The organism is Saccharopolyspora sp. NPDC003752, from assembly GCF_053605825.1.
Genome location: NZ_JBSGJZ010000071.1, coordinates 1 through 26330, shown reverse-complemented (window position 1 = coordinate 26330; position 26330 = coordinate 1). Strand labels below are relative to the sequence as shown.

Below are 26330 nucleotides of genomic sequence, written 5' to 3'. Positions count from 1 at the left end.
CGCCCCCCGGGGCCCCGGCCCCTTCTGGTCCCACTCTCCTGCGGGGGGGGTGTGTTGTGTTCGGCCCCAACCGTTTTAAGAACCGGCTTTCGCGCTCACGACCCACAGATCAGGCATGATCGGACCATGCGCACCTTCGCACCTGACGCAGACCGGCGGAAGCCGCGCGTCAGCGATCGAGGTCGCCTTCCTCGAACCGGGCGTAGCGGATCGAGGCGTGGGCGTCGTTCGACTCCTGCGGGCCGGCCTCGTAGAGGACTCCCGCCTGGCCGCCGCCGAGGTTGACCAGGTCCGAGTAGGTGCTCACGCGGCGGAGGGGAGCTGGTCGTCGCGCCGGACCAGGGCCGCGTACCGGCCGCCGACGGCCAGCAGATCGTCATGCGTGCCGCGCTCCGCGATCCGCCCGCCGTCGAGCACCACGATCTGGTCCGCGTCGCGCACGGTCGACAACCGGTGCGCGATCGTGATCGTGGTCCGGCCGGAGGACAGCGCGTCGAGAGCCTGCTGCACCGCGCGCTCGGTCTGGGTGTCCAATGCGCTGGTGGCCTCGTCGAGGATCAGGATCGGCGGGTCGCGCAGGATCGTGCGGGCGATCGCGAGCCGCTGCTTCTCCCCGCCGGAGAACCGGTATCCGCGCTCGCCGACCAATGTGTCGTAGCCGTCCGGCAGTGCCGCCACGTGGTCGTGGATCTGCGCCGCCTTCGCCGCGGCGACCAGCTCGTCGTCGGTGGCGTCGGGCTTGGCGAAGCGCAGGTTCTCGGCCACCGAGGCGTGCAGCAGGTACGGCTCCTGGGAGACCACGCCGACCGCATCGGCGAGCGTGTCGAAGCCGAGCTCGCGCACGTCGACGCCGTCGATGCGCACCTGCCCGCCGGTGACGTCGTAGAGGCGCGGCACCAGGTAGCTGAGCGTCGTCTTGCCGGACCCGGTTTCGCCGACCACGGCGAGGCTGGTGCCGGCGGGCACGGTCACGTCGATCCCGGTGAGGGTTCCGTCGGCGGCCTCGGGCGAGTAGGCGAACGACACGTCCGCGAACCGCACCTCGCCCTCGATCCGCGCCGGCCGCACCGGTCGTTCCGGTTCGTCGATGTCGATCGACAGGTCGAGGTATTCGAAGATGCGGCCGAACAGCGCCAGCGAGCTCTGCACGTCCACACCGGTGGACAGCAGCGACAGCGTCGGCCGGAACAGGGCCTGCTGCAGGGTGACGAAGGCGACCAGGGTGCCCAGGGTGATCAGCGGGACGCCGAAGGTGCTGGTGACGCCGGCCGCCCAGTAGATCAGCGCGGGCAGCGCGGTCATCACGATCTGGATGCTCGACATCCGCCACCGGCCGGCCATGCTGGAACTGACCTCTAGCCGGGCCAACGCGGCCGACTCGGCGGCGAAGGAGTCGGTGAGCGACCTCGCCCGGCCCATCGTGCGACCCAGCAGGATCCCGCTGACGGAAAGGGATTCCTGCACGCCGGCGGACATGGATGCCAGCTGGCGCTGCCGCTTCGCGGTGATCTTCTTGCGCTCCCGGCCGATCCGGCGGCTGACCCACACGAACACCGGCAGCAGGGCCACCGACGCGATCGTCAGCCGCCAGTCCAGCGCGAGCATCGCGACGACGGTGGCGACCACGGTGGTGAGGTTGGAGATCAGCGAGGTGGCGGTGGACGTGACGGTGGCCTGCATGCCGCCGATGTCGTTGGCGATGCGGGACTGGATCTCGCCGGTCCGGGTGCGGGTGAAGAACGCCAGCGACATGCGCTGCAGCCGGGCGTACACCGCCGAGCGCAGTCCGTGCATCACGCTCTGCCCGACCTTGGTGGACAGATATGTCTGGGCGACGTTGAACACGCTGGTCGCGACGGCCACGCCGATCATGCCGAGCACGAGTGCGGTCAGCAGGCCGAGCCGTTGCTGCGGGATGGCGACGTCGAGGACCTCGCGCAGCAGGAACGGCGACGCGACGGAGACCAGGGACGACACGACTACCAGCAGCGCGACGACCAGCAGCGTGCCTCGGTGGGGGCGGAAGAGACGGCCGATGCGGCGGAGGCGGGCGGGCGGGGGAGTGGATTCCTCGGGCGATGACATAGGCGGCTCCAGTGCGATCGAATTCAGAGACACCTTCATATTTACCATGGTTCACTATTACTGTCACTCTGTTAAGCTGGCCGCGTGGATGCCGGTGGTGAGGAAGAACGTCTCGGCGCGCTGTTCCTGCGGCTCGCCAAGTCCGCGCACGTCCTGCAGCGGCGCGGCGCCGGGGATCTCGGGCTGACGCCCGCACAAGCGCGTGCGCTGTTCGTGCTGGGCAGGTGCGAGGCGCCGCCTCGCATGGCGGAGCTGGCCGAGCGGCTGCACGTGGTGCCGCGAGCGGTGACGCCGATCGTCGACGCCCTCGAAGAGGCGGGCCTGCTGCGGCGCGAGGTCGATCCCGGCAACCGCCGCTCCACCCTGCTGGAGCTGACCCCGGAAGGCCGCAAGACGTGCAAGCGGCTGGCCGAGCTCCGCGCCCGCGCGGCCGGTGAGCTGTTCGCCCCGCTCACCGCCGGACAGCGGCAAACCCTGTTGGAATTGCTGGAAAAGGTCGACCAGGCATCGACGGGCCGATAGCTCGCGGCCGGCGGCGAGGAAGAAGGCCCGCAGGTCCGGACGGGACCCGCGGGCCTGTAGTCGAGGCGGATCAGCCGCGGAACGGGCCGGTCACCTCGTAGGTGATGCCGCCGCTGCTGGAACCCGAAGCGCCGCGCTGCGAGGAGAAGTACAGGCGGTTGCCCGCCGGGTTGAACGCGACCCCGCACAGCTCGGAGGCGGACTGCCCGTTGACCCGGAGGAACGGGGCAACGACGTCGTCGGGGGTGATGATGCAGATCTCCATGTTGCCGCCGTCCTCGGCGACGTAGAGGTCGCCGGCCGGGGCGCCGGTGATGTTGTCGACGCCGGTCAGCGGCGGGTTGCCGGTCAGGTTGTCGTCGTAGGCGATGGCCAGGGCGTTGTTGACCGCGTCGTAGGCCCACACGCGGTTGTCGCCCTTGGTGGTGAAGAAGCACGTGCCGTTGCGGTAGTAGGCGCCTTCGCCGCCGTTGAACACCTTGGCCCCGGCGACCTGGCGTCGGGTCCGGGTGGGGCTGCCGTCCGGATCGGGAACGTCCACCCAGGACAGCGCGCCGCCGGCGTCGACCAGCACCTGCAGGGTGCCCGCGGACAGGTCGCCCCAGGTGGTGGGCACGAACCGGTAGAAGTTGCCGTCGGGTTCGTCCTCGGTCAGGTACACGACCCGGCGATCCGGGTCGGCCGCCGCGGCCTCGTGCTTGAACCGCCCCATCGCGTCCCGCCGGACGGCGGCGTTCGCGCCCCACGGGTCGGTCTCGAAGACGTACCCGAGGTCGGTTTCCTCGCACGACAACCACGTGTTCCACGGGGTGGCGCCGCCGGAGCAGTTCTGCCTGGTGCCGGCCAGGATGGGGTACGCGGCGGTGATGTTCGCGCTGCCGTCGAACCGCACGGCGCTCACCCCGCCCGCGCCGGAGCCGAGTTCGGCGTTCGAGACGTAGATCCATCCGGTCCCGTCTGCGAAGCAGGCGCCGCCGTCCGGGGCGTCGTGCCAGGTGTGGCCGGTTCCGGCGACCTTCTGGGTGGAGCGGGCGATCACGCGGCTGGTGAAGTTCGCCGGCAGCTGGATGCCGTTGGCATCCGCCGCCTGCAGGGGGCCGTAGGGGCTGGGACCGGTCTGCGCCGGGTAGGCGATCGCCTCGCGCGTCACGCTGAACCCGAATGCGATGGTGGTGCCACCGGCGACGGCGGCACGCAGAAAGGTGCGACGTTCCACGGCTGTGCTCCTCCGATGAGAAGTGGTTGCCCGCGCTGCTGGACCTGCCGGCGGGCACCGTGACCGTAGGCGCGGGCCCGGCATCGGATCAGTGCAGAACCGGTGAACACTTCACGACGAAACGGGACCGGCCCGCTCGTGTCCGAAGTGGATGGTCAGGCGGGTTCTGGCGGCCAGGCCGCGGGTTTCAGCACGCCCAGCACGTAGGCGCGGGCCACCAGCGCGGTCCGGTTCGGCACGCGCCAGCGGCGGGACATGCGCTGCAGGTGGTAGTTGACCCCGTCCGCGGTCAGGCCGACCGATTTGGCGATCTGCGCGGTGGTCACGCCACCTGCCGCGAGCGCGAGGATCCGCGCCTCCACCGGGCTGACCAGGGTGGCGGCGGGTTGCTCGGCCGGTTCGGTGACGTCGCCGAGGACGTTCAGCAGCAACAGCAACGCGGTCTCGGCACCCGGGGCCTCGCTGACCACGTCGACGGTCATCTCGCCGTGCCGCTCCGCCCCGCCCGGCGCGGACCAGCGCACCTCGACCGGGTAGCGGGACCGGCGGCGCCGCCGCAGCGCCTCGACGACCGGGTGCAGCTGATCGCTGGAGCGCGGGCGGAAGAAGTCGAGGACGTTGCGGCCGCGCAACTGGCTGGGCAGCGCGCCCCACTCCGCGGCCATCAGGGGATTGGCCAGCAGGACCGCGCCTCCGGTGTCGCACACCGCGACCGGCATCGGCAGGTGGTCCAGCAGGATCACCGCCCGGTTGCGCCACGCCACCGCATCATCCCGGTACGCGCGCCCCGGCGGTCCGCCCCGCCACTCCTGTCCCATGCCACTGCCATCTCGAAGATCAGGATGCAAGTCCGATGCCGCAGAGACTACTACGCATTCGTGTAGTGCCGATGCCCCGAGACGCCCGCGGCTGCCGCGAACGTGGAGGCAGCAACCACTCCCGAGCAGAGGACGCGCCCCGAATGACCGACGCCACCCTGATCCACCCGCGAGTCGACGACGGCGTTCCCGTCATCGACGTTTCGGACACCGGCCTCACGAACCGGCCGACCCAGCAGGCGATGGCGCTCGCCCGGCGGCACGGCCCGGTGTTCCGGCGCCGCTTCCACGACCGCGAGACCCTCCTGGTCGGCGACCTGGGCCTGGTCACCGAGCTGGCGGACGAGCAGCGGTTCGCCAAGGCGGTCGGCCCCGCGCTGCAGAACGTCCGCGAGTTCGCCGGGGACGGCCTGTTCACCGCCTACAACGAGGAACCCAACTGGGGCAAGGCGCACGACATCCTGATGCCCGCCTTCGCCCTCGGCTCGATGCGCACCTACCACCCGGTGATGCTGCGGGTGGCCCGCCGCCTCCTGGGGGCCTGGGACCGCCGGGCCGCGGCCGGCGTGCCGGTGGACGTGCCCGACGACATGACGCGGATGACGCTGGACACCATCGGGCTGGCCGGTTTCGGTTTCGACTTCGGCTCGTTCGACCGCGACGAGCCGCACCCGTTCGTCGGCTCCATGGTGCGCTGCCTCGACTGGAGCATGTCGCGGCTGACCATGCCTCCCGGCGCCGATCACGCCGAGCGGGACGCGGCGTTCCGGGCCGACGCGGCGTACCTGGCTTCCGTGGTCGACGACGTCATCGGCGCCCGCACGGCCGCGGGCGAAACGTCGGCCGATGACCTCCTGGGGCTCATGCTCGGCGCGCCGCACCCCGCCGACGGCACCACGCTGGACCTCGCCAACATCCGCAACCAGATCATCACCTTCCTCATCGCCGGGCACGAGACGACGTCCGGCACCCTGTCGTTCGCGCTGCACTTCCTCGCCAAGCACCCGACGGCGCTGCACGTGGTGCAGCGCGAGGTGGACGAGCTGTGGGGCGATGTCGAACCGGACCCGACGTTCGAGGACGTCGGCCGCCTGACCGCCACCCGACAGGTGCTCAACGAGGCGCTGCGACTGTGGCCGTCGGCCCCGTCCTTCGGGCGGGTGGCGCGTGAGGACACCTTGCTGGGCGGGCGGATTCCGCTGCGCGCCGGGGAATCCGTGGCGGTGCTGACGCCGGTGCTGCACCGCGACCCGGTGTGGGGTGACAACCCCGAGCTCTTCGACCCGGCGAGGTTCACCCCCGAGGCCGAGGCGGCCCGGTCGCCACACGCGTTCAAGCCGTTCGGCACCGGCGAGCGCGCGTGCATCGGCCGGCAGTTCGCCCTGCACGAGGCGACCATGCTGCTCGCGATGCTGGTGCACCGGTACCGGCTGGTCGATCACGCCGACTACCGGCTCGACGTGAAGGAAACACTGACGCTCAAACCGGAAGGGCTGACGCTGACCCTCCTGCCGCGCACCGCCGCGGACCGCGCGGCGAATCGCGCGGCGCTGCCCACCGGCACTCCCGGAGCGGCCGGCGAACCGGTCGCCGACGCCGGGCTGCCCAGCCGCGTGCTGCCGGGCACCGAGCTGCTCCTCCTGCACGGCTCGAACTACGGCACCTGCCGCGACTTCGCCGGCCGGCTCGCCGACGCCGGCGCCGACCTCGGCTGCGAGGTCGAAGTCGCGCCGCTGGACGCCTACGCGGGCGGCCTGCCGACCGACCGGGCGGTCGTCATCGTCGCCGCCTCCTACAACGGCCACCCGACCGACGACGCGGTGGCGTTCGCGCGCTGGCTGGACGGGGCCGAACCCGGCGCGGCGGAGGGCGTGGCCTTCGCGGTGCTGGGCGTCGGCGACCGCAACTGGGCGGCCACCTACCAGCACGTTCCGACCCGCCTCGACGCCCGGCTCGCGGAGCTCGGCGGCACCCGCATCGTCGAGCGCGCGGCGGCGGACGCCGCGGGCGATCTGACCGGCGCGGTGCGGGAGTTCACCGCATCGCTGCGAAGCGCGCTGCTGGAAAGGCACGGTGATCCCGCGACGGCCGGGGCGGCACCGGAGCGCGAAACCGGTTACGCGGTCTCGGAAATCACCGGCGGTCCGCTCGATGCGCTCGCCGCCCGGCACGACGTGACCGAGATGGTGGTGACCGAGGTCGCCACCCTCACCGATCCGGCGTACCCGCGGGTCAAGCGCCTCGTCCGGGTGGCGCTGCCCGAGGGGTGCGGGTACCGGACCGCAGACCACCTGACGGTTCTCCCGGCCAACGACTCGGCGCTGGTCGCCCGGGCCGCCGAGGTGCTGGGCGTCGATCCGGACGCGGTCCTCAACATCATCGCGGGCCGCCCGGGCCGCGACGCCCTCCCGATCGACCGGCCGATCGCCGTGCGCGATCTCCTGACCCGGCACGTGGAGCTGCAGGACCGCCCCACCGCCGAACAGCTCGCCGTCCTCGCCGGCCTCAACCCGTGCCCGCCGGAGCAGGCCGCCCTCCGGGCGCTCGCCGACGACGCCGCCGACCAGCGCACGCTCCTGGACGTGATCGAGGACCACCCGGCGCTGCGGGAAGTTCTCACCTGGCCGGTGCTCCTGGACCTGCTGCCGCCGATGCGGCCACGGCACTACTCGATCTCCTCCTCACCGACGGCCGACCCGCGCCACGCCGACCTGATGGTCTCCCTGCTGCAGGGGCCGGCGCGCTCCGGGCGAGGGGAGTTCCGGGGCACCGGCTCGGGATACCTGAACGTGGTGCAGCCGGGCGACACCGTCCTGGCGCGCGTCCAGCCGTGCCGCGAAGCGTTCCGCATCGGCACGGACGCCCCGGTGGTCATGGTCGCCGCGGGCACCGGCCTGGCGCCGTTCCGGGGCGCGATCGCGGACCGGCGCGGCCTCGTCGAGGGCGGCGCCCGGCTCGCCCCCGCGCTGTGCTACTTCGGCTGCGACGCGGCGGATGCCGACTACCTCCACGCGGCTGAGCTCGCCGCGGCCGAGTCGGCCGGTGCGGTCGCCGTCCGTCCGGTCTTCAGCGAAGCGCCGGTCGGCGGGCACCGGTTCGTGCAGCACCGCATCGCGGCGGAAGCCGACGAGGTCTGGAACCTGTTGCAGGACGGGGCGAAGGTCTACGTCTGCGGCGACGGCAACCGGATGGCGCCGGGGGTGCGCGACGCGTTCCGCGCGGTGTACCGCGAGCGAATTCCCGGCAGCGACGCGGAAACCGCCGATGCTTGGTTGCAGGGCCTCATCGCCGAGGGGCGCTACGTGGAGGACGTGTACGGCGGCTGACGCGCTCCGCGATCTGTGCCAAGGTCGGGTGCTGGGCCGTCGGTGGCGGCGGCCGTGGAGCTGTGGAAGGGACGACGAGGATGAGCGAATCCGGGATGGGCTGGGGGCGTCCGGAGCTGCTGTCGAACGTCAACTACCGGAAGCACCGCGAGAACCTCCGCCGGCAGGAGACCGACGCGGTGTTCCGCTACATCTACCAGCACAACCTGTGGGGGAGCGAGGAGTCGGTCTCCGGGCACGGTTCGGAGAGCACCGCGACCGAGCACATCAGGACCGAGATTCCCGCTCTGCTGCGCAGGCGTGGCGTGCGCACCGTCGCGGACGTCCCCTGCGGGGACTTCGGTTGGCTCAGCACCACCGACCTGGGCGTCGAAACCTACGTCGGCGCCGACATCGTGCCGGAGCTCGTTGCGCACAACCGGGATCGCTACGGCAGTGCGCAACGCCGGTTCGAGATCCTCGACCTCACCGCGGATCCGCTGCCCGCGGCGGATCTCGTGCTGTGCCGGGACTGCCTGGTGCACCTCACCTTCGACCAGATCCGGGCCGCGTTGCGCAACATCCGGCGCAGCGGGGCGCGGTACCTGCTGACCACGACGTTCCCGGAGCTGGCGGTGAACGTCGACGTGGAGACCGGGGACTGGCGCCCGCTGAACCTGCAGCTGGCGCCGTTCGGCTTCCCGGCGCCGCTGGAACTCATCGTCGAGGGCTGCGTCGAAGGCGACGGGCGGTACGCCGACAAGGCGCTGGGCCTGTGGGAGGTAGCCGACCTCGGCTGATCCGGGAAGTCCCGCCCCGCCGGGGCGGGACTTCCGCTGTTCACGAGCGGCCGAGCGCGGCGGCGATGCCGGCGAGCAGGCAGCCGAGGCCGAACTCGAAGCGGGCGTCGGGATCGGGGTCGCCGGACTCCAGGATTCCGCGGTTGAAGTGGGGGAACTCGCCGGACTCGACCACCTGCCGCACGTAGGCGCCGACCGCGTTCCGCCATTCGTCGACGGTCATGCCCGTTGTGCGCCGCGCCTCCAGCTCGGCCAGCTCCGCGGCCACCGAGCCGAGCACGAAGGTGTTGACGGCGTCGACGACCATGCGCGCCTGCGTCGCGTCGTCGGTCGCCCGGCCCACCACGCCGAGCGTGTGATCACCCAGCCTGATCACGTTAGGACCGAGCGCAGGGCGCCGGGCAGCCAGTTGCGCCAGCCAAGGGTGCTCCAGCAGCCCGGCGCGGCAGGTCCGGGCGCAGGCGGCCAGCTCGGCGAGCCAGTCATCGCCGTGCCCTTCCGGCAGCGGCATCTCGCCGTGCACCGCGTCGATCATCAGCTCGATCAGCTCGTCCTTGTTGGTGATGTGGCGGTACAGCGAGGTGGTGCCGGAGCCCATCTCGGCCGCGATCCGCCGCATGGACAGCGCGTCGATGCCTTCGGCGTCGGCGAGCCGGATCGCCGTGCGGACGATCTTCTCCTCGCTGAGCGCCGGACGGCTGCCGCGCTCCCGGTCGCGCATCCAGACCAGGGCCGCGGGCTGTGATCGAGCAGACATGGGCACAGTGTACGCATGGGGTACGGTGTTCCCCAAATGGGCACAGTGTTCCCAAATCGAGGAGGCTCTCATGTCCAGGGTTCCGGTCCTCATCGCCGGCGGCGGCACCGTCGGTCTGGCCACTGCGGTGTTCCTCGGCCACCACGGCGTTCCGTCGCTGGTCGTCGAGCGCCGCGCCGCGCCGTCAAACCATCCTCGCGCGCTCGGGATCAGCCCGCGCACGCTGGAGTTCTTCCGGGAGGCCGGGCTGCGCGAAGCGATCGACGAGGTCGCCGTCCGGTCGACGCAGATGTGGAAGGCTGACGCGCGCACGGCCGCCGAGATCGACCGCAGCCAGGCGCCGCACCCCTCGCAGTCGCCGTTGGCCTCCGATATCTCGCCGGAAATGCCGAGCGGGCACTACCCGCAGGACCGGATCGACGGCGCGCTCCTCCCGGCGGCCCGGGAACTCGGGGCGACCGTCGAATTCGGCGTGGCTGTGACCGGAGTCGAGCAGGATGCCGACGGGGTGTCGGCGACGCTTTCGGATGGGCGCGTGATCCAGGCCGACTACCTGGTGGGTGCGGACGGCGTGCACAGCTCGGTGCGCGACGCGCTGGGGATCACCGCCACGGGCCCGGGCGAAATCGGTGACACCACCGTGAACATCCTGTTCAACGCCGACCTGGTGGGCCACTTCGGTTCGATGCCGGTCATGGTCCAGATCGGCCATCCGGACGCCCCGGGAATGCTGCTGTCCGTCGGCGAGAAGCGCTGGGTGCTGCACGTCGGCCTGGACTCGGTCGGCGACCTCTCCGCGCAACGGTGCGCCGCGGCGGTGCGCACCGCGCTCGGCGCGGACGTGCCGGTGGAGATCGTCAACGCGTTGCCGTGGCGGGCGACGGTGCGGATGGCCGATGAATTCCGGTCCGGCCGCGCTTTCCTGGTCGGCGACGCGGCGCGGGCGATCTCGCCGCTCGGCGCCATGGGGCTGAACACCGGGCTGGCCGACGCGCACAACCTCGCGTGGAAGCTGGGCATGGTGCTGGCCGGGCAGGCGGGTGACCGGTTGCTGGACAGCTACCACGAGGAACGCCACGCAGTCGCCGAGCTGGTGACCCGGCAGGCGCTGCTGCGCTGGGAACAGCCGCGCCTGCACTGGGATCCGGCGGCCGTCGCGGAGCGCGCCGCGGTCGGGATGTGGAACTCACCGGTGGTGACAATGGCCTACCGGTACGACTCCTCGGCGGTGATCGACCCGGTGGTCGACGTGCCGTCCACAGAGGACGTCGCCGCGAGCCTCGACGGCGCGCCCGGCTCGCGGCTGCCGCACCGCTGGGTGGACGGGACGAGCGTGTCCACCTTGGACCTGATCGAGTCCCGCTTCGCGGTGCTGACCGGCCCCGGCGGCGGCCACTGGGTGGAGGCGGCGCGCGAGGTCGGGCTGAAGGCCGTTCGGCTCGACGAGGACTGGGCGTCCTCGGTGAACGTCGACCACGATGGCGCCTTGCTGGTGCGGCCAGACGGTTTCATCGCCTGGCGCGCACCAGGAAGCGCGGATCCCGCGACGCTGCGGAAGGCGTTCGCCGCGGTCACCGGTCGTTAGCCGGCCAGGCGCTGCTCGTACCCGGCGAGGCGGACGCAGGTGGTGAGGCCGCGGATCGCCTGCTCCAGCTCCTGCCGCCCGGGGTAGCTGGGGGCGATCCGGATGACCGCGTCGTCCGGGTCGACGCCGTGCGGGTGGGTGGCACCGGCCGGGGTCAGCGCGATCCCGGCCTCGCCCGCCAGGCGCACGACCTCCTTGGCGCAGCCGTCGGGCACCCGCAGCGTGATGAAGTACCCGCCCTTCGGGGACGTCCACTCGGCCAGGCCCGTGCCGCCGAGCTCCTCGTCGAAGATTCGCAGCACCGCCTCGAACTTGGGCTGCAGCAGCGCGCGGTGGCGGTCCATGTGGGCGCGCACCCCGTCGGCATCCTCGAGGAACAGCACGTGCCGGAGCTGGTTGACCTTGTCCGGGCCGATCGAGCGCTTCGAGTTGTTGGCCAGCAGCCAGTCGCGGTTGGCCGGCGAGGAGCCGAAGAACGCGACACCGGCCCCGGCCCAGGTGATCTTGGAGGTCGAGCCGAAGACGAAGGCCCGGTCCGGGTTCCCGGCCTCGGCGCAGGACGCCAGCAGGTCGGCGATCTCCACCCGCTCGTCGGTGAGGTGGTGCACCGCGTAGGCGTTGTCCCAGAAGATCCGGAAGTCCGGGGCGGCGGTGCGCATCCCGGCCAGCCGCCGCACCGTCTCGTCCGAGTAGCAGGTGCCGTCCGGGTTGCTGTACTTCGGCACGCACCAGATGCCCTTGATCGCCGGGTCCTCGGCGACCAGCCGCTCCACTTCGGACATGTCGGGCCCGTCGGCGGTCATCGCGACCGGGATCATCTCGATGCCGAAGCGCGCGCAGAGGGAGAAATGCCGGTCGTAGCCGGGAACCGGGCACAGGAAGGCGATGCGCTCCTGGTCGGCCCAGCGCGACTCGACGCCCGGCAGGACGCTCAGCAGCGCGTGCACCAGGCAGTCGTGCATCAGCTCCAGGCTGGAATTGCCCGCGGCCAGCAGCTGCTCCACCGGCACCTGGAGGAAGTCCGCGAACAGCGCCCGCATCTCCGGCAGGCCCTGCAGGCCACCGTAGTTCCGGCAGTCGGTGCCGTCCGCGGCGGTGTGCCGGCCGGCGCCGGGCAGCTCCTGCAGGCCGGCCGCCAGGTCGAGCTGTTCGGGCGAGGGCTTGCCGCGGGTCAGGTCGAACGACAGGCCGGCGTCCACCAGCTCGCGGTAATCGCGGCGGGCGGTTTCGACCAGTGTGGAGGTTGTCTCGGCGTTCGTACCAACGGGCATCGTGCGTTCCCTTCGCGTGCGGCGACCTGCGGGAAGCCTACAGGTCGCCGCATCGGCGACCCCGCCCGCGCCGTCCGGGAACGGCTGGTGTCCACTGTGGTCAGCCGTGGTACGGGAACTCCGGCGGGCGGCGCTGGAGGAAGGCGCTGATCCCTTCGGCGCTCTCGCCGCTTTCAGTGGACAGGTCCTGCCAGTGCTGGCGGCGTTCGTCGAGCGACTCGCCTCGGCTGGCCATGTCGATGAGCTGCTTGGATGCCCGGACCGTCAATTGGGAGCGCCGGGCGATGGTCGTCGCCAGGGCGATCGCGCGGCCGCGGGCGTCGTCGGTGATCTCGTCGACCAGCCGCATCTGGAGCGCGCGTGCGGCGTCGAAGAAGTCCGCGGAGAACAGCAGCAGTTTCGCGTTCGCCGGCCCGACGAGCTCGGTGAGCCGGGCGATGCTGGAGGCGGGGTAGACGATGCCGAGCTTGGCCGGGGTGATGCCGAAGGTGGCGCCGGTGTCGGCGATGCGGATGTCGCAGGCGGCGGCGAGCTGGCAGCCGCCGCCGATGCAGAGCCCGTTGATCAGTGCGATCGTCGGTAACGGGCAGGTGAGCAGCGCCCGCTCGGCCGTCACCGTCACGCTCTCCTCTCGGCCACCCTCGATCTCGTCCAGTTCATTGATGTTCGCGCCGGCGCAGAACGCGTCGCCCGCGCCGGTGAGCACGACGACCCGGACGGCGGGATCGTCGGCGACCTTGGTCAGCAGGTCGGGGACCTGCCGCCACATGCTCGCGCTCATGGCGTTGCGCCTGCCCGGGTTGTCGATGGTGATCCAGGCGATGTGCTCGGCGATGTGCAGGTCAAGCCGGCCCGGCGTGAGGTCGTTCATCGCTTGGTCGCTCCCGTGGTCGTCGGCAGGTGGGTGATGCCGCGGCGGTCCAGATCCTCGATCTCGTCTTCGTTGAACAGCTGGGCCAGGACCGCCGCGGAGTGCTCGCCGAACTCCGGTGGTGGCGAGTGCACCGCGGCGGGCTGGTCGTCGATCCAGATCGGCGCGCGCAGCAACGGCATCGAGGCTCCGCCCGCCGACATGACCTGCTGCACCATACCGAGTGCCTGCACCTGCGGGTCGGCGAAAACCTGATCCATCCGGTGCACGGGTCCGCAGGGGATACCGGCTTCGCGCAGCGCCGCCACCCAGTGCGCCGAACCCTCGGCGCGGAGCAGTCGTTCGAGGTCGGCCCGCAGCGCGGCGCGATGCTCGACGCGGCTCGCGCCATCGGCGTACTCCGGGCGCTGGGTCAGGGATAGGTCGCCGAGCGCGGCGCAGAGCGCCTCCCACTGGCGTGGCGAACCGGCGGCGATGTTGATGGGGGAGTCGGCGGTGGCGAACATCCCGTACGGGCTGATCACCGGGTGGTCGTTGCCCTGCGGTTGCGGGACCTCGCCGGTGCTGAGGTAACCCTGCGCGTGGAAGGTCAGCGCCGCCAGCGCCGATTCCAGCAGCGAGGTCTGCACGTGGGCGCCGTCCCCGGTGCGTTCCCGCCCGGCGACCGCTGCCGCGACCGAGAGGGCCGCCACGATCCCGGTGATCGTGTCGATGATCGGCACCCCGACGCGCATCGGGGTCTCCGCGCCGGCGCCGGTGACCGACATCAGGCCCGACATGCCCTGCGCGATCTGGTCGAGCCCGGGAGTTTCCCGTTCCGGTCCGGTCGGTCCGTAGCCGCTGATGCTGGCGATCACCAGTCGCGGGTGCTCCGCGCGCAGCCGCGCGGGATCCAGGCCGAGCTTCGCGAGCACGCCCGGCCGGAAGTTCTCCACCAGCACGTCCGCATCGGCGACCAGCCGGGCCAGGACGTCCTGGCCCTCCGGGCTGCGCAGGTCCAGCGCGAGGGAGCGCTTGTTCCGGTTGACCGCGGCGAAGTACTGGCTCCGGTCCCCGTCGAACGGGCCGAACGCGCGGGCGCCGTCGCCGTGCGGCACCGGCTCCACCTTGATCACCTCGGCGCCGAGGTCGGCCAGCAGGGCGGTGCACATCGGACCGGCGAGCACGCGCGTCAGGTCGATCACCCGGATCCCGGTCAGCGGCGCGTGCGTCATGGGGCGACCTCCCGTTCCGTGGTCCACAATGTGGTCCATCGATCCGCAAAGTGGACCGAACGGATCTGGACGCTACGATGCGCCGCACATCGCGTCAAGAGGTGGATCATGTCCATGCAGAGCGTCAAGAACGCCCTCCGCGTCCTGGAAGCGGTGGCCGAGGACCAGCCCGCCGGGCTCAGCGATCTGACCCAGCGGTTGGGGTTGCCGAAGACCACCGTCCAGCGCTGCCTGACCACGTTGCACGAGGCCGGGTGGATCAAACCCGCCGGGCACGAGCTGCGCCGCTGGACGATCACGGGCCGGGCGTTCTCGGTGGGCAGCCAGGCCGCCAACGACAGGGATCTGCGGTCGGTGGCGTTGCCGCTGCTCAGCGAGCTCCAGGCGGCCACCGGCGAAACGGTGCACCTGATGGTGCCGGACGGCAACGAGGTGGTGCTCATCGAGCGCCTCGACAGCGCCCACCAGCTGCGCACGTTCTACTCGCTGGGCCTCCGCTCGCCATTGCACGCCACGTCCAACGGCAAGGCCGTGCTGGCCGCGATGCCCGACGACGACGTCGCCGACTACCTGGCGAAGTACCTGTCCAGGGTCACCGATCGCACGATCGTCGACCCCGATGCGCTGCTGGCCCAGCTGGCGACCATCCGCGGGCAGGGCTACGCCGTGAACGAGGAGGAGCACCAGCCCGGCATCGTGGCCATCGGCGCCGCCATCTGCCCGCCCGGCGCGGGTGCGGTCGGCTCGCTGTCGGTGTCCGCGCCCAAGGTGCGGCTCACGCGCAACCGCTACGCGACCGTCGGCCGGCAGGTCCGCGACACGGCTTTCCGCATCTCCCAAGGGCTCTCGTCGTCGGTCGCCCCGCTGCCGTAGCGGATCGCCGCCGCGCCAACGAATTCCGGCCTCGCACCTTGACGTGTCCGGGAGCACGACCCTACGGTGCCGTGGACCACAATGCAGTCAGGTGGACCACGATGCGGTCCGGGCTCGACGGGGAGCGAAATGGCGTCGCAGGTGCTGGCTTTGCTCGTGTTGGCGGTGGCGTTCCTGGTCGCGACCGTGCGACCGGTCCACATGGGAGTCCTCGCCCTGGCCGCGGCGCTCGGCGTCGGCACGACCCTGGGCGGCGCGTCGCTGGACGACGTGCTCAGCGGATTTCCCGTCGACATCATGCTCCTGCTGCTCGGCGTCACCTACCTGTTCGGCATCGCGCGCAGCAACGGCGCCCTCGACTGGATGATCGACAGGCTGGTCCGCGCGACCGGCAACCGGGTCGCGCTGCTGCCCGCGCTGTTCTTCGCGCTCTCCCTCGCGGTCGCCAGCTTCGGGTCGCCGCTGGCGGCGGTCGTGCTCATCCCGATCGGGCTGTCCTTCGCCGGCCGCAACGGGCTGAGTCCCGTGGTGATGGGCCTGGCGATGGCCACCGGCGGCTCGGCCGGGTCGTTCGCGCCGATCAGCCTGTTCGGCCTCATCACGACGAGCATCGCCGGGCGCAGCGGGATCGAGGTGAATCCGCTGCTGCTGTTCGGCGCGGCGATCGGGATCAACGTGGTGCTCTTCGCCGCGGGATCCGTCCTGTTCCGGCGCGCGCTCGTGGCCGAGGCGGCGCCCGATGAGCAGCCCGACGCCGCGCCGGGTTCCGGTGGCGGTGCGGGGGAAACGGCGCTGCTGACCAGGACCGGCACGACGACCCGGCTGTCGGTGTTCCAGCGCCTGACGATCGTGATGCTGGCGCTGCTGGTCGTGCTTGTGGTCGTGCTGACGGCCGCCGGCGTCGAGGTGAACGTCGGCGCGGTCGCGCTGGGTCTGGGCGTCGTCCTGTCGCTGTGCTTCACCAAGGAGACGGCGCAGGCGGTCAAGGAGATCGACTGGTCCACGATCCTGCTCGTCGGCGGCATCGCCACCTACGTCGGCGTGCTGGACGGCATGGGCGCCGTCCAGCTCGTCGCCGAGGTCGGCGCGGCGATCCCCAGCCCGCTGCTGGCGGCGTTCATCCTCTGCCTGTGCGGCGGGCTGATCTCGGCGTTCGGCTCCACGACCGCGCTGCTGGCGATCATCATCCCGCTCGCGCTGCCGCTGGTGGCCGCCGGCGGGGTGCCGGCGGCCGGGGTGATCTGCGCGCTGGCGCTGTCGTCGTCCCTGGTGGACATCAATCCGATGTCCACCATCGGCGCCACCGTGGTGGCCTCGGGCCCGGAGCGGATCCGCGCGGCCATGCGGAAGTTCTTCTTCCGCTGGGGATTCTCGATGGTCCTGATCGGTCCGGTCGTCACCTGCGCCTTCCTGGTCCTGCCCGGAATGCTCGCCTAGGCGAGGAGTTCCTGGAGCTCGCGGACCGCGCGGGTCAGGTGCTCGGCGAAGGAGTACATCTCGTCCGCCACCGGCTCGGGCGTGCTCAGGTAGAGGTTGAAGCGATCCGGGAGCAGCACGTACGCGACGCCGATGCACTGGCTGCTGGTCGAACCGAAACCGAAGTACTGGATGTTCGTCGACGGCGCCGAGCTCGTGCTCAGGTAGTCGTCGCGCATCTTCAGCCAGCCCGGCGTCTCGTACAGGTCCAGCGGCTCGGTGGCGCCCAGCTCCGCGCCCCGCCGCCGCTGGATGAGCTGCAGCTCCCACAGGTGCTGCTCGGGCGCCTGCCCCGCCTGGCACTCCTTCGCCCGCGCCACGTGCTTCTCCGCGGCGGCGCGGAACGCCTCGCGCCGCGTCTCCGCGTCAGCACCGGGATCGTCCATCGCCGCGACGAACCGCAGGACCTCGGGCGTGACGACGCGCATGGCCTCGGTGCGCCCGTTCTGGAACTGGCGGGTGGCGATGGATTCGTAGGTGGCGCCGGTCAGGCCCTTGGAACGCTTGTGGGCCAGCTGGTACGCCATCTGCACGAACGCGTCGGGCGACATGCCCAGCTGCTTGGCCCGGTTCGCCCCGAAGTCCTCGAACGACAGCGTGGTGGTCGCGGTGTTGTCCGCGTACTCCGCGAACGCGCCGGCCGCGGAGCGGACATCGGCGCGCAGGTCGGCGTCGAGCACGAACTCGATCGGATCCACGGCGGGAAGGCCCTGCGCCGCCCGACCCGCTTCCGGTTCGTGCTGGAGCAACGTGTCGACGAAGTTGAGGATCGTGGTGCCGTCCAGGCCGCAGTGCTCCACGTTGATGCCTGCGGTGCCGTCGGCGAAGACGATCAGCGACACGGCCTTGTCGAACCACCGGCTGCCGCTGTCGCCGTGCAGCAGGTGGTCGCAGGCGTCCAGCGCGTTCTCGGGCGTGAAGTCCTCGAGGCACAGGCAGAACAGCGCGGTCTCGATCTCATCCAGCGCCGCGGCGTTGCCCGGATCGGCGGCCCGCAGCGCTTCCCGGCTGGTAGCCCACTCCGCTCGCGCCTTGGTGGTGAGGTGCCCGACGGAGGTGTCCGTCGCGGCTCGCGTCGCGCCGGCCTTCATGATCGCCTGCAGACCCGCCGCGAGATCCTCCGGCGTGTGCGGCCGGCCCTCCGGGCTCAGCACCTGCATGCGAAACAGGTTGCCGCGGTAGAACACCGCGATGTGGCGGGCATCGGAGGGCCCGGGCCATTCCGCGGAGTACGGCGCGCGCACCGAGTCCTGCACCGCGCCAGGGATCCGGGTGGTGGAGAACAGGAACTTCTGCTGCTCCATCGAATGCGGCTGTCCACGTTGGACGACCGGCGGGATCGCCTCCGCGTCGAGCAGCTGCTTGTAGTCGACCGCCGCGGCGATGAGGCCGGCCGCCCGCTCGACCTGCTCCTGCGCCGATTCCCGGAACAGGAAGAAGAAGTTGGCGTTCAGCGCGATCCGGTCGCGGCGGCCCAGGTACCGGTACGGCCAGAAGGTGTCGAGCCAGCTGCGCACGCCGTCCTCGGCGTTGTAGCGTTCGAGCGCCGCCTGCAGGGCGTGGGCCGGGCTGCCGGGGCTCTGGAACGCCCGCACCGCCGCCTCGGTGGCCGCCAGCTCGTCCGCGCCGAGCAGCGGCGCGCACCACTCGACGAACCGCTCGCAGCTTTCCGCCAGGGTCGGCAGCGGCACCCGGGGCAGCCGGTCCTCGTTGCCGAAGGTGCTGGTCGACCACGTCTCACTGCTGTTCAATGTCATCCTCGACTTCGCTGGATCGCTCGGTGTTCTCGCGGTTGGGAGAGGTGGAGCTCGGCGTAGAACCAGCCGTCGGCCTCCATGCCCCGCGGCTCGACCCCGGCGGTCGAGAGCGTTTCCAGGACCAACGACTGCTCCTGCTCGGAGATGAACCGGCGCTGCTTGAAAACGCCGGGCATCGGCACGGTTTCGTAACCCGAGTCTGCCAGTCGGCGCGCGACCGGGTCGAAGGGGAACATGCGCAGCACGAAATGCGCCATCCACGGCCGCCTCCCCGCCTCGGCGATCCGGCCGAGGGTGCGTTCGCCGACGTATCCGATGCACCCCGTCGAGATGACCAGGTCCACCTCGGCCAGCAGCTCGCGTTGGGCGGCGGTGGGGTCGTGGTTCTCCAGGTCGGCGTGCACCGCGTGGTCGATGAACCCGGCCGCGAGCGCGTAGGAAAGCGCCGGTTCCGAGCTGTCCAGGCCGACGAACCGGGTGCGGGCGAGCTGACCGCGCGAGCGCACCCAGGCCCGGTCGCGGGCCAGCAGCCGGTCCCGGTCGGCTTCGCGGGCATCGGCGTCGCCGTAGTGCTCGTAGAGCTCGTCGATGGTCGCGCCGCACCGCAGCAGAGCGGCGTTGACGCCGTAGGAGCAGCCGAGGTCCAGGACGGTCGGCGCCTCGACGCCGGTCGCCTCGCGGTACTCCTGGATCAGCTTCAGGAAGTAGGGCTTGGCCAGCTGCGGGATGCAGTAGTCGAGTTCGCGCAGGGTCGTGAAGTAGGCGCGCGGATCGGGTCGGGTGTAGATCTGCTCGAGCGAAACCTTGCCGGTGGCATCGAACTGCACGGACGGTGCTCCTCCTGGTTCGACCGGTCGACTCGTCAGTCCAGCAGCCGATCGCCCCGCACCGCGCGGCCCTCGGCGGCCAGGTGCTCCGGCAGGACCCGGCCGAAGATCTGCTTGGTCCGGGCGACGCTGCCGATCACGCCGGGCCGCTCGCTGTAGGCGAAGATGGCGGAATGGCGCTGCTCGCGGCCCTGCACGGTGGTCACGCGGTGCAGCGAGAAGCGGCCCTTGAACAGCTGGAGATCGCCGGGGCGCAGCGCCAGCCGCCGGATCAGCCGCTCGCCGTCCCCGGCCAGCACCGACCGGACGTCGGCGAAGTTCTCCGAGCGGGCGGACCGGATGTTCGCGCAGTACTCGAAGATCCCGCCGGCCTCCGGCTCCTGCGTGAGCAGGCTGACCGCGAACTCGTTGGTGTCGAAGTGCCACGGGTGGTCCATGCCGGGCCGCACCACGTTGAGGCAGAGCCCGGCCAGCGGATCGGCCAGCTCGTGGACGGCGGGCAGCTCGACGCACTCGGCGATGAAGCGCTTGAACAGCGAGCTCGTGTAGAGCCGTTGGATGATCGAGTGCGGTGGGATCTGGTCGCGGGCCACGAACGCGTTGCCGCGCGTCATCGTGGTGCGGGCCGGGTGGTCCGCCGGCAACTCGGTGTTCGTGTCGATGTTGTAGGCGTTGACGACCTCGACGTCGTAGTGCGCCAGCGGCGCGATCTTCGCGCCTTCCCGCCGCAGCTCCTCCTGCCGCGACGGGCGGATGAAATCGGGCAGCACGCTGCAGCCGTCTTCCCGCAGGTCGTACCGGGCCCGGTGGACGGCTTCCCGCCAGGCGGCGCTCGCCGGGTCCGACAGCGGGTAGCGCGCCGTGTCCACCACCTGCTCCACAAGCTCGACTTCCGCTGCGCTCATGAAGTTCCCCTCCACGTGCAAAGCTCGCCAACGCCGGATTCGGGGCGATCGACGTTGATCGCGCCTGCACTACGTGATCAACGACGGATGATCATCGCGGTTACTGCCGAGTTCGCCGCCGGGACAGTGACGGTGGCCATAGTGCGCGGCCGATCCGGGCGCCGACCGCCACTCGATCGTGCAGAACTCGCCGGAAGCCGAGAGGATCAGGAGGACCCGACGAGGAAGGGCGGTACTGGTATGGACGACGAGACCAGCCGGCGGCTCGCCGAGGTGCGTTCACTGGCCGACGAACTGCATCCCGAGCAGATCGAGGCCGAGATCGGCCGCGCGCGGGTCGAGGCGTACCAGGAGGGCATGCGCTTCGCCGCCGACTTCGTCGAGAACGGCCCGCAGGGCCGCCAGTGCGCGCACATCCCGCTGCCGCGGAGCTGACCGGTGGCTCAGGAACCGCGCAGCGCGGTGGCGACCTCCCGGGCGGCCCGGAGGCCGGATTCCACCGCGCCGTCGATGAAGCCCGCCCAGCCGGTGGCGAGGTCGGAGCCCGCGAAGTGGACCGCGCCGTGCGGCCGTTGCAGGGCGGCCAGGTACTTCGTGAGCTGGCCCGGCCGCTGCATGGGCCAGGTTTCCCGGGAGAACTCGTCGGTCATCCAGTTGTGCCCGGCGACGTCGACGACCTCCAGGTCCGGCCGCCACGCGGCGAGCGCGCGGGCGACGCCCGCCTTGTCGGTGGGATCGAGGTCGTGGGCGCGGGTGCCGAAGGCGACGAGGACGGTGTCGCCGTCGACCGCGTACTCGGGGCGGACGAAGGTGAGGTCGTGGTCGTCCGGCGCGTAGCCGGTGAACGGCGCGACCTCGCCGCGCACCCGGATCCACGTCTTCAGCCCCTGCGACGCGGTGCGCTCGGCGCTCGCCGCCAGCTTGGCCGCCGGGAGCGCGGGCTGGAAGTCGATGGTGGCCAGCACGTTCAGCGGCAGCGTGCAGATCACCTGCCGGGCCGCGAGGCGGGTGCCGTCGGCCGTGGTGATCGTCGCGCCGCCGTCGTCCTGGGCGATGGCGGTGACGACAGTGCCGAGCCGGACGTCGGCCTCGCTGTCCGCCGTCATCGCCGCCGCCAGCGAGGCGGTGCCCTCGACGAGCCGGTACCCCGAGGTCGCCTCGTGCAGCAGCCGCCAGTCGCCCGACGCCGCCGCGCACCACCGCATGGCCTGGCTGAGCCCGGAAACCGCGGCGGGGCCGTTGAAGTGCTCCGCCCAGACGCCGGTGTTCACCTCGCGCTCGGCGGACGGGAGGTCGAGCCCGCCGAAGTAGTCGGCGACCGACCGGTGGTCGATGCGGTCCAGGTCCTCGCGCAGCAGCGGCTCGTAGGGGAGCGGGAACCAGGTGCGGCTGTCCGCGGCGAGCCGGTCCATGCCGCGCTCGATCAGCGCGTCGAACTCCGCGGGGCTGCCCCGGTGCACCGCGCCGCCGGCGATCCAGTACACCTCCTCCGAGCTCGGGCTCTGCTCGACGGCCTGGCCGTAGCGGGTGATCTCGCTCCACGTGTGCGGCTGCAGCCAGTGCACCCAGGTGCCACCCATCTCCAGGCGGCGGCCGAGCCGCTCATCGGTCCAGGTGCGACCGCCGATGCGATCGCGCGCTTCGAGCACCGCCACCGAGCGGCCGCGCCGCGACAGCTCGCGAGCGGCGGTCAGACCGGCGAACCCGGCACCGACGATGACCACGTCGTAGGACTCCATGCTGCGCATTCTGGTTCCGGCGACGTGGCGCCTCGATCCACCGAACGAGTTGATTACCGGTTCCCGCCGCTCACCCGGCGTGGGCGATCGCGGTGACGACCAGGCCGCCGGCGGCCAGCCAGCGCCCGTGGAACTCCCGCAGCGGCGGGCCCGGGCTCTCGGCGAGCAGCCGGGCGTGGAAGGTGCCGTCGGCCGGGCGCAGCTCGATGGACGCCTCCGCGAAGTCCAGCCAGGCCCGGGTCAGCGGGAACCACGTCTTGTAGACGGATTCCTTGGCGCTGAACAGCAATCTGTCCCAGTTCGGCCCCGGCGGCAAGCCCCGCAGGTGGTCCAGCTCCTCCGGGCGGGCGATGGCTTCGAGGACGCCGTCCGGCAGCGGCGCGTCGGGCTCCGCGTCGACGCCGACCGAGGCGAGGTCCGCGGCGCTCGCGACCACGGCCGCCCGGTATCCGGCGCAGTGGGTCATGCTGCCGACCACGCCGGCGGGCCAGCCCGGCGCGCCGCGCTCACCCGGGATGATCGGTCCCGGCGGATGCCCCAGCGCGGCGAGCGCCTCGCGCGCGCAGTGCCGGACCGTGGCGAACTCGGTGCGGCGCTTGGCGACCGCGCGGCTGATGACGGCCTCTTCCTCGGGGAACAGCTCGACCTCGACGCGATCGTCGAAGGCCTCGGCAAACCGGGCCGCGCCCGGGAGGATCTCGCCGATCAAGACCGGACCCCCGCCGGGAGCACCTGGCGGAGCAGGCCGTGCGGGTGGCCGTGGCGGCGCCATTCCCGGGGGTAGCCGATGGAGACCTCGTGGAACGGCACGTCGTCGTGCCGGGTGATCCGCGGGATGTGCAGGTGCCCGTAGACGACGCACGAGGCGCGGTGGCGGCGGTGCCAGTCCGCGGTGAGCTCGGTGCCGCACCACTGCGCGAACTCGGGGTAGTGCAGCACGTCCGTCGGCTCCCGCACCAGCGGGTAGTGGTTGACCAGGACGGTGGGCAGCCCGTCGTCCAGCTCGGCCAGCCGGCGCTCGGTCTCCGCGACCCTCGCCCGGCACCAGGCGTCCAGGCTCGGGTGCGGGTCCGGGTGCAGCAGGTACTCGTCGCTGCACACGACGCCCTTGGCGCGGGCCTGTTCGAGCCCCTCGGCCTTGTTCTTCGCCCCAGATGGCCGGAACGAGTAGTCGTAGAGCAGGAACATCGGCACGATCCGCACCGGGCCGCCGTCACCGGTCCACACCGGGTACGGGTCCTCCGGGGTCAGGACGCCCAGGCCGCGGCACAGCTCGACGAGGTGCCGGTACCGCTGCTCGCCGCGCAGCTGCAGCGGATCCTTCGGGTGGGTCCACAGGTCGTGGTTGCCCGGCACCCAGATCACGGTGGCGAAGCGTTCGCCGAGCAGCCGCAGCGCCCACTCGATGTCGGCGGCGAACTCGCCGACGTCACCGGCCACGATCAGCCAGTCGTCCGGGGATTCCGGCCGGAGTTCCGCCACGATCGCCCGGTTGTCCGGGAAGGCCACGTGCAAGTCGCTCACGGCGAGCAGCCGACCAGTGCTGTGCATGATCCGGATCCTACCGATCCGCGGCCGGGCCGCTAGGCGCATTCGGACGACCACAATGGACCGATCTCGCTATTGTTTCGCGCCGGTTTCGTTCGGACCGACCAGGATTTGAAACGCGGTTGAACGATCCGCATCGCCCGGTAGTGTCCGCGCCAGAGCGACCCGCACCGGCCATCGAGGGCCGTGCCGGCGGTCGCACCGGCGGCCCGGGTCACGGGCCCTGGCCGGCGGTTCTCCCTTCCCGTGAATCGAGGTTTCCATGGTCGACATCATCTCCGGCGACGCCGAAGCGCTGGCCGTCGCCGCCCTGCTGGGCGAGCGGTTCGCCGCCGGCGCTTCGCGGCGCGACGCGCAGCGGATCCTGCCCGCCGACGAGCTCGACGAGCTGTCCGAGAGCGGCCTGCTGGGGATCACGGTGCCGAAGGCGCACGGCGGCGCGGAGGTCTCGAACCGGACGCTGGGCGCGGTGTTCCGGCTGCTGGCGGCGGGAGATTCCAGCATCGGCCAGATCCCGCAGAACCACTTCTTCTTCCTCGGGGTGCTCGCGCACAACGGGACGCCGGAGCAGCTGGACTTTTTCTACCGGGAAGTGCTGGCGGGCAAGCGGTTCGGCAACGCGCTCGCCGAGGCCGGCGCCAAGGACGCGCACGCCTTCGAGACCAAGCTGATCAAGCAGCCGACCGGCGATTTCCGCATCAGCGGCACCAAGAACTACACCACCGGCGCGTTGTTCGCGCACTGGATCCCGGTTTTCGCCGTCGACGAGGACGGGCGGATCAACGCCGCGTTCGTGCCGGCCGGCGCCGAGGGGCTGACGGTGGTGGACGACTGGGACGGCATCGGGCAGCGCACGACGGCCAGCGGAACGGTGCTGCTGGAGGACGTCCTGGTGCCGGCGGACCGGGTCGTGCCGCACCACCGGACCTTCGAGAAGGCCGAGATCTTCGGGGCGTTCGGCCAGTACCTGCACGCCGCGATCGACGTCGGCATCGCCGATGCGGCCCTGCGCGACGGCGGGGCCGCGGTGCGCGAGCTGAGCCGCCCGTGGTGGGAGGCGGATGTCGAGCGCACCGCGGAGGAACCGCTGGTGGTGCAGCGCTTCGGCGAGCTCGCGCTGCGGGTCCGGGCGGCCGGCGCGTTGCTGGGCGAAGCCGGCGACGCGCTCGACGCCGCGCGGCATGCGCTGGACGCGGGCACGGCGGACGCCGACGAGCTGGCCGCCGAGGCTTCGGTGGCGGTGGCCGCCGTGCGCGCGCAGGCGGACGAGGCGGCCGTGTCGGTGTCCAGCGAGATCTTCTCGCTGATCGGCGCCCGGGCGGCGCGCACCGGTCGCAACCTGGACCGGCACTGGCGCAACGCCCGCACCCACACGCTGCACGACCCGCGGCGCTGGAAGGTCCAGCACCTCGGGAACCACGCGCTGAACGGGATCCGCCCGCCGCGCAACGGAATCGTCTGACGGGAACGAGAGGGTGACGGTGAACGACTACGAGGCGCTGGCGGCGCGGTTCCGGCCGGTCTTCGACCGGATCGCGGCGGGCGCGGCGGAGCGCGAACGGCGGCGCCGGCTGCCGTTCGAGGAGGTCGGTTGGCTGCGGGAGGCCGGGTTCGGCGCCGTGCGCGTCCCGGTGGAGTCCGGCGGATCCGGGGCGGGCCTGGACGACCTGTTCCGGCTGCTCGTCGAGCTGGGCGAGGCGGATTCCAACCTGCCGCAGCTGCTGCGACCGCACTTCCTGTTCGTCGAGGAGCAACTGCGGCAGCCGCCCGCGGCGGTGCGGGACGAGTGGCTGCGAGCGGTGGCCGGGGGAGTCCTGTTCGGCAACGCGATCAGCGAACGGGAGTCGCACCAAGTGGGGCGGTCGAACACGACGCTGTCCGAGCGGGATGGCCGCCTGCTGCTCAACGGCACCAAGTTCTACTCCACCGGGAGCCTGCTGGCGGACTGGATCACCGTCCGCGCCGAGCGGGCGCCGGGCGAGCTCGTCGTGGCGCGGGTGCCAGCCGGGGCGGCGGGCCTGGTCCAGCGCGACGACTGGGACGGCTTCGGGCAGCGGACCACGGCGTCGGGCACGGTGGAGTTCACCGATGTCGAGGTCGACCCGGCGCACGTGACGGTCTGGGACCGCGATCCAGGCGTGCACACCGCGCTGGCGCAACTGGTGCTGCTCGCCGCGCTGGTGGGAGTCGCGCGGAGCGCCGCTCGCGACGCGGCCGAGTTCGTGCGCGACCGCCGTCGTTCCTACAGCCACGCGAGCGCGCCGCTGCCCAAGGACGATCCGCTGGTCCAGCAGGTCGTCGGGAAGATCCACAGCGCCGCGTTCGCCGCGCAGGCGACGTTGGAGGCCGCGGTCGGCTCGGTGCGCCGCGCGCTGCAGGGCTCGCGGGCGGAGGTCGTCGCTGCGGAGGTCGACGTCTCCAAGGCCCAGGTCGTCATCGCGGATCTGGTGCTGCGCGCGGTGACCGAGGTCTTCGACGTGGGCGGATCGTCGGTGGTGAGCCAGGAGAAGCTGCTCGACCGCCACTGGCGCAACGCGCGGACGCTCACCGTGCACAACCCGCTGGTCTACAAGGCCCGCGCGGTGGGCGACCACGCCATCAACGACAGCCTCCCGGTGTTCGCCTGGACGACCGGATCGCCCGGCCCGGCGTGACCGGTGGTCGTGAGCGCGAAAGCCGGTTCCGGTCGGTCCACCTGGAGCAGATGCTGCGGGACGGTTTCGACGTCAGCCGGCTGGTCAACCGGGATGCGCCGCGCAGC

Annotated in this window: 23 protein-coding genes; 9 read left to right on the top strand and 14 right to left on the bottom strand. The window is 71.7% G+C overall.

Going from position 1 to position 26330, the window contains the following annotated elements; all coding sequences use genetic code 11:
* Nucleotides 1-169 precede the first annotated feature (169 nt).
* Both ACWEV3_RS42560 and ACWEV3_RS42555 read right to left on the bottom strand, forming a co-directional pair.
* Nucleotides 170-307, bottom strand: coding sequence for a sialidase family protein (locus ACWEV3_RS42560; protein WP_452619359.1), 138 nt, complete (start codon nt 305-307; stop codon nt 170-172).
* Nucleotides 304-2085, bottom strand: a complete 1782-nt coding sequence (locus ACWEV3_RS42555) for an ABC transporter ATP-binding protein (protein ID WP_452619358.1) — start codon at nt 2083-2085, stop codon at nt 304-306. The genes ACWEV3_RS42560 and ACWEV3_RS42555 overlap by 4 nt, the downstream gene beginning before the upstream one ends.
* Nucleotides 2086-2169: 84 nt before the next feature.
* Here ACWEV3_RS42555 and ACWEV3_RS42550 point away from each other — a divergent pair, with 84 nt between their 5' ends.
* Nucleotides 2170-2607 carry a MarR family winged helix-turn-helix transcriptional regulator gene (locus ACWEV3_RS42550; protein ID WP_452619357.1) on the top strand — a complete coding sequence of 146 codons (438 nt, stop codon included), beginning with the start codon at nt 2170-2172 and terminating at the stop codon, nt 2605-2607.
* Nucleotides 2608-2677: 70 nt separating this feature from the next.
* Here ACWEV3_RS42550 and ACWEV3_RS42545 read toward each other — a convergent pair whose 3' ends face one another.
* Entirely contained in the window at nt 2678-3823 is a 1146-nt protein-coding gene (locus tag ACWEV3_RS42545) for an alkaline phosphatase PhoX (RefSeq protein WP_452619356.1), read from the bottom strand.
* A gap of 155 nt (nt 3824-3978) precedes the next feature.
* The gene (locus ACWEV3_RS42540; RefSeq protein WP_452619355.1) at nt 3979-4641 is read right to left on the bottom strand and encodes a helix-turn-helix transcriptional regulator; all 663 of its coding nucleotides are present in this window, start codon (nt 4639-4641) and stop codon (nt 3979-3981) included.
* Nucleotides 4642-4784: 143 nt separating this feature from the next.
* On the opposite strand from ACWEV3_RS42540, the gene ACWEV3_RS42535 reads away from it, so the two are divergent.
* Both ACWEV3_RS42535 and ACWEV3_RS42530 read left to right on the top strand, forming a co-directional pair.
* Nucleotides 4785-7967: a cytochrome P450 gene (locus ACWEV3_RS42535; protein ID WP_452619354.1), complete on the top strand. Its 3183-nt coding sequence runs from the start codon at nt 4785-4787 to the stop codon at nt 7965-7967.
* Nucleotides 7968-8047: 80 nt separating this feature from the next.
* Nucleotides 8048-8746, top strand: coding sequence for a class I SAM-dependent methyltransferase (locus ACWEV3_RS42530; RefSeq protein ID WP_358565083.1), 699 nt, complete (start codon nt 8048-8050; stop codon nt 8744-8746).
* Between the two features lie 40 nt (nt 8747-8786).
* Here ACWEV3_RS42530 and ACWEV3_RS42525 read toward each other — a convergent pair whose 3' ends face one another.
* Nucleotides 8787-9503 (bottom strand): TetR/AcrR family transcriptional regulator, encoded by a 717-nt coding sequence (locus ACWEV3_RS42525; RefSeq protein ID WP_452619353.1) that lies wholly within the window; start codon nt 9501-9503, stop codon nt 8787-8789.
* Nucleotides 9504-9573: 70 nt separating this feature from the next.
* Here ACWEV3_RS42525 and ACWEV3_RS42520 point away from each other — a divergent pair, with 70 nt between their 5' ends.
* On the top strand, nt 9574-11088 hold the full coding sequence (locus tag ACWEV3_RS42520) for an FAD-dependent monooxygenase (protein ID WP_452619352.1): 1515 nt from the start codon (nt 9574-9576) through the stop codon (nt 11086-11088).
* On the opposite strand, the gene ACWEV3_RS42515 is transcribed toward ACWEV3_RS42520, so the two are convergent.
* The 3 genes from ACWEV3_RS42515 to ACWEV3_RS42505 all read right to left on the bottom strand — a co-directional run bounded on the left by ACWEV3_RS42515 (nt 11085) and on the right by ACWEV3_RS42505 (nt 14444).
* A complete protein-coding gene (locus tag ACWEV3_RS42515) occupies nt 11085-12359 on the bottom strand; it encodes an aminotransferase class I/II-fold pyridoxal phosphate-dependent enzyme (protein ID WP_452619351.1) in 1275 nt (424 codons plus the stop codon). The two genes, ACWEV3_RS42520 and ACWEV3_RS42515, sit on opposite strands and share 4 nt — an antisense overlap.
* Nucleotides 12360-12459: 100 nt before the next feature.
* The gene (locus ACWEV3_RS42510) at nt 12460-13230 is read right to left on the bottom strand and encodes an enoyl-CoA hydratase/isomerase family protein (protein ID WP_452619350.1); all 771 of its coding nucleotides are present in this window, start codon (nt 13228-13230) and stop codon (nt 12460-12462) included.
* Entirely contained in the window at nt 13227-14444 is a 1218-nt protein-coding gene (locus ACWEV3_RS42505; protein ID WP_452619349.1) for a CaiB/BaiF CoA transferase family protein, read from the bottom strand. The genes ACWEV3_RS42510 and ACWEV3_RS42505 overlap by 4 nt, the downstream gene beginning before the upstream one ends.
* A 108-nt stretch (nt 14445-14552) precedes the next feature.
* On the opposite strand from ACWEV3_RS42505, the gene ACWEV3_RS42500 reads away from it, so the two are divergent.
* Nucleotides 14553-15317 carry an IclR family transcriptional regulator gene (locus ACWEV3_RS42500; protein ID WP_452619348.1) on the top strand — a complete coding sequence of 255 codons (765 nt, stop codon included), beginning with the start codon at nt 14553-14555 and terminating at the stop codon, nt 15315-15317.
* A 129-nt stretch (nt 15318-15446) separates the two neighbouring features.
* Nucleotides 15447-16754, top strand: a complete 1308-nt coding sequence (locus tag ACWEV3_RS42495) for an SLC13 family permease (protein WP_452619347.1) — start codon at nt 15447-15449, stop codon at nt 16752-16754.
* On the opposite strand, the gene ACWEV3_RS42490 is transcribed toward ACWEV3_RS42495, so the two are convergent.
* Genes ACWEV3_RS42490 through ACWEV3_RS42480 form a run of 3 tightly spaced genes read right to left on the bottom strand, consistent with a single transcriptional unit; the run spans nt 16751 to nt 20282 of the window.
* Nucleotides 16751-18550, bottom strand: a complete 1800-nt coding sequence (locus tag ACWEV3_RS42490; RefSeq protein WP_452619346.1) for a choline/carnitine O-acyltransferase — start codon at nt 18548-18550, stop codon at nt 16751-16753. The genes ACWEV3_RS42495 and ACWEV3_RS42490 overlap by 4 nt on opposite strands.
* Nucleotides 18547-19377 carry a class I SAM-dependent methyltransferase gene (locus ACWEV3_RS42485; RefSeq protein ID WP_452619345.1) on the bottom strand — a complete coding sequence of 277 codons (831 nt, stop codon included), beginning with the start codon at nt 19375-19377 and terminating at the stop codon, nt 18547-18549. Before ACWEV3_RS42485 ends, ACWEV3_RS42490 begins: the two co-directional genes overlap by 4 nt.
* A gap of 35 nt (nt 19378-19412) precedes the next feature.
* On the bottom strand, nt 19413-20282 hold the full coding sequence (locus ACWEV3_RS42480; protein ID WP_452619344.1) for a HalD/BesD family halogenase: 870 nt from the start codon (nt 20280-20282) through the stop codon (nt 19413-19415).
* A gap of 240 nt (nt 20283-20522) precedes the next feature.
* On the opposite strand from ACWEV3_RS42480, the gene ACWEV3_RS42475 reads away from it, so the two are divergent.
* Nucleotides 20523-20717 (top strand): hypothetical protein, encoded by a 195-nt coding sequence (locus ACWEV3_RS42475; protein WP_452619343.1) that lies wholly within the window; start codon nt 20523-20525, stop codon nt 20715-20717.
* A gap of 8 nt (nt 20718-20725) precedes the next feature.
* Here the strand turns inward: ACWEV3_RS42475 and ACWEV3_RS42470 are convergent, their stop codons facing one another.
* The 3 genes from ACWEV3_RS42470 to ACWEV3_RS42460 all read right to left on the bottom strand — a co-directional run bounded on the left by ACWEV3_RS42470 (nt 20726) and on the right by ACWEV3_RS42460 (nt 23572).
* On the bottom strand, nt 20726-22021 hold the full coding sequence (locus ACWEV3_RS42470; RefSeq protein WP_452619342.1) for a flavin monoamine oxidase family protein: 1296 nt from the start codon (nt 22019-22021) through the stop codon (nt 20726-20728).
* 70 nt (nt 22022-22091) lie between these two features.
* Entirely contained in the window at nt 22092-22730 is a 639-nt protein-coding gene (locus ACWEV3_RS42465) for a 4'-phosphopantetheinyl transferase family protein (RefSeq protein WP_452619341.1), read from the bottom strand.
* On the bottom strand, nt 22727-23572 hold the full coding sequence (locus ACWEV3_RS42460; RefSeq protein ID WP_452619340.1) for a metallophosphoesterase family protein: 846 nt from the start codon (nt 23570-23572) through the stop codon (nt 22727-22729). The genes ACWEV3_RS42465 and ACWEV3_RS42460 overlap by 4 nt, the downstream gene beginning before the upstream one ends.
* Nucleotides 23573-23831: 259 nt before the next feature.
* Here ACWEV3_RS42460 and ACWEV3_RS42455 point away from each other — a divergent pair, with 259 nt between their 5' ends.
* Both ACWEV3_RS42455 and ACWEV3_RS42450 read left to right on the top strand, forming a co-directional pair.
* Nucleotides 23832-25031, top strand: a complete 1200-nt coding sequence (locus ACWEV3_RS42455; protein ID WP_452619339.1) for an SfnB family sulfur acquisition oxidoreductase — start codon at nt 23832-23834, stop codon at nt 25029-25031.
* A gap of 13 nt (nt 25032-25044) precedes the next feature.
* Nucleotides 25045-26223 carry an acyl-CoA dehydrogenase family protein gene (locus ACWEV3_RS42450; RefSeq protein WP_452619338.1) on the top strand — a complete coding sequence of 393 codons (1179 nt, stop codon included), beginning with the start codon at nt 25045-25047 and terminating at the stop codon, nt 26221-26223.
* Nucleotides 26224-26330 lie beyond the last annotated feature (107 nt).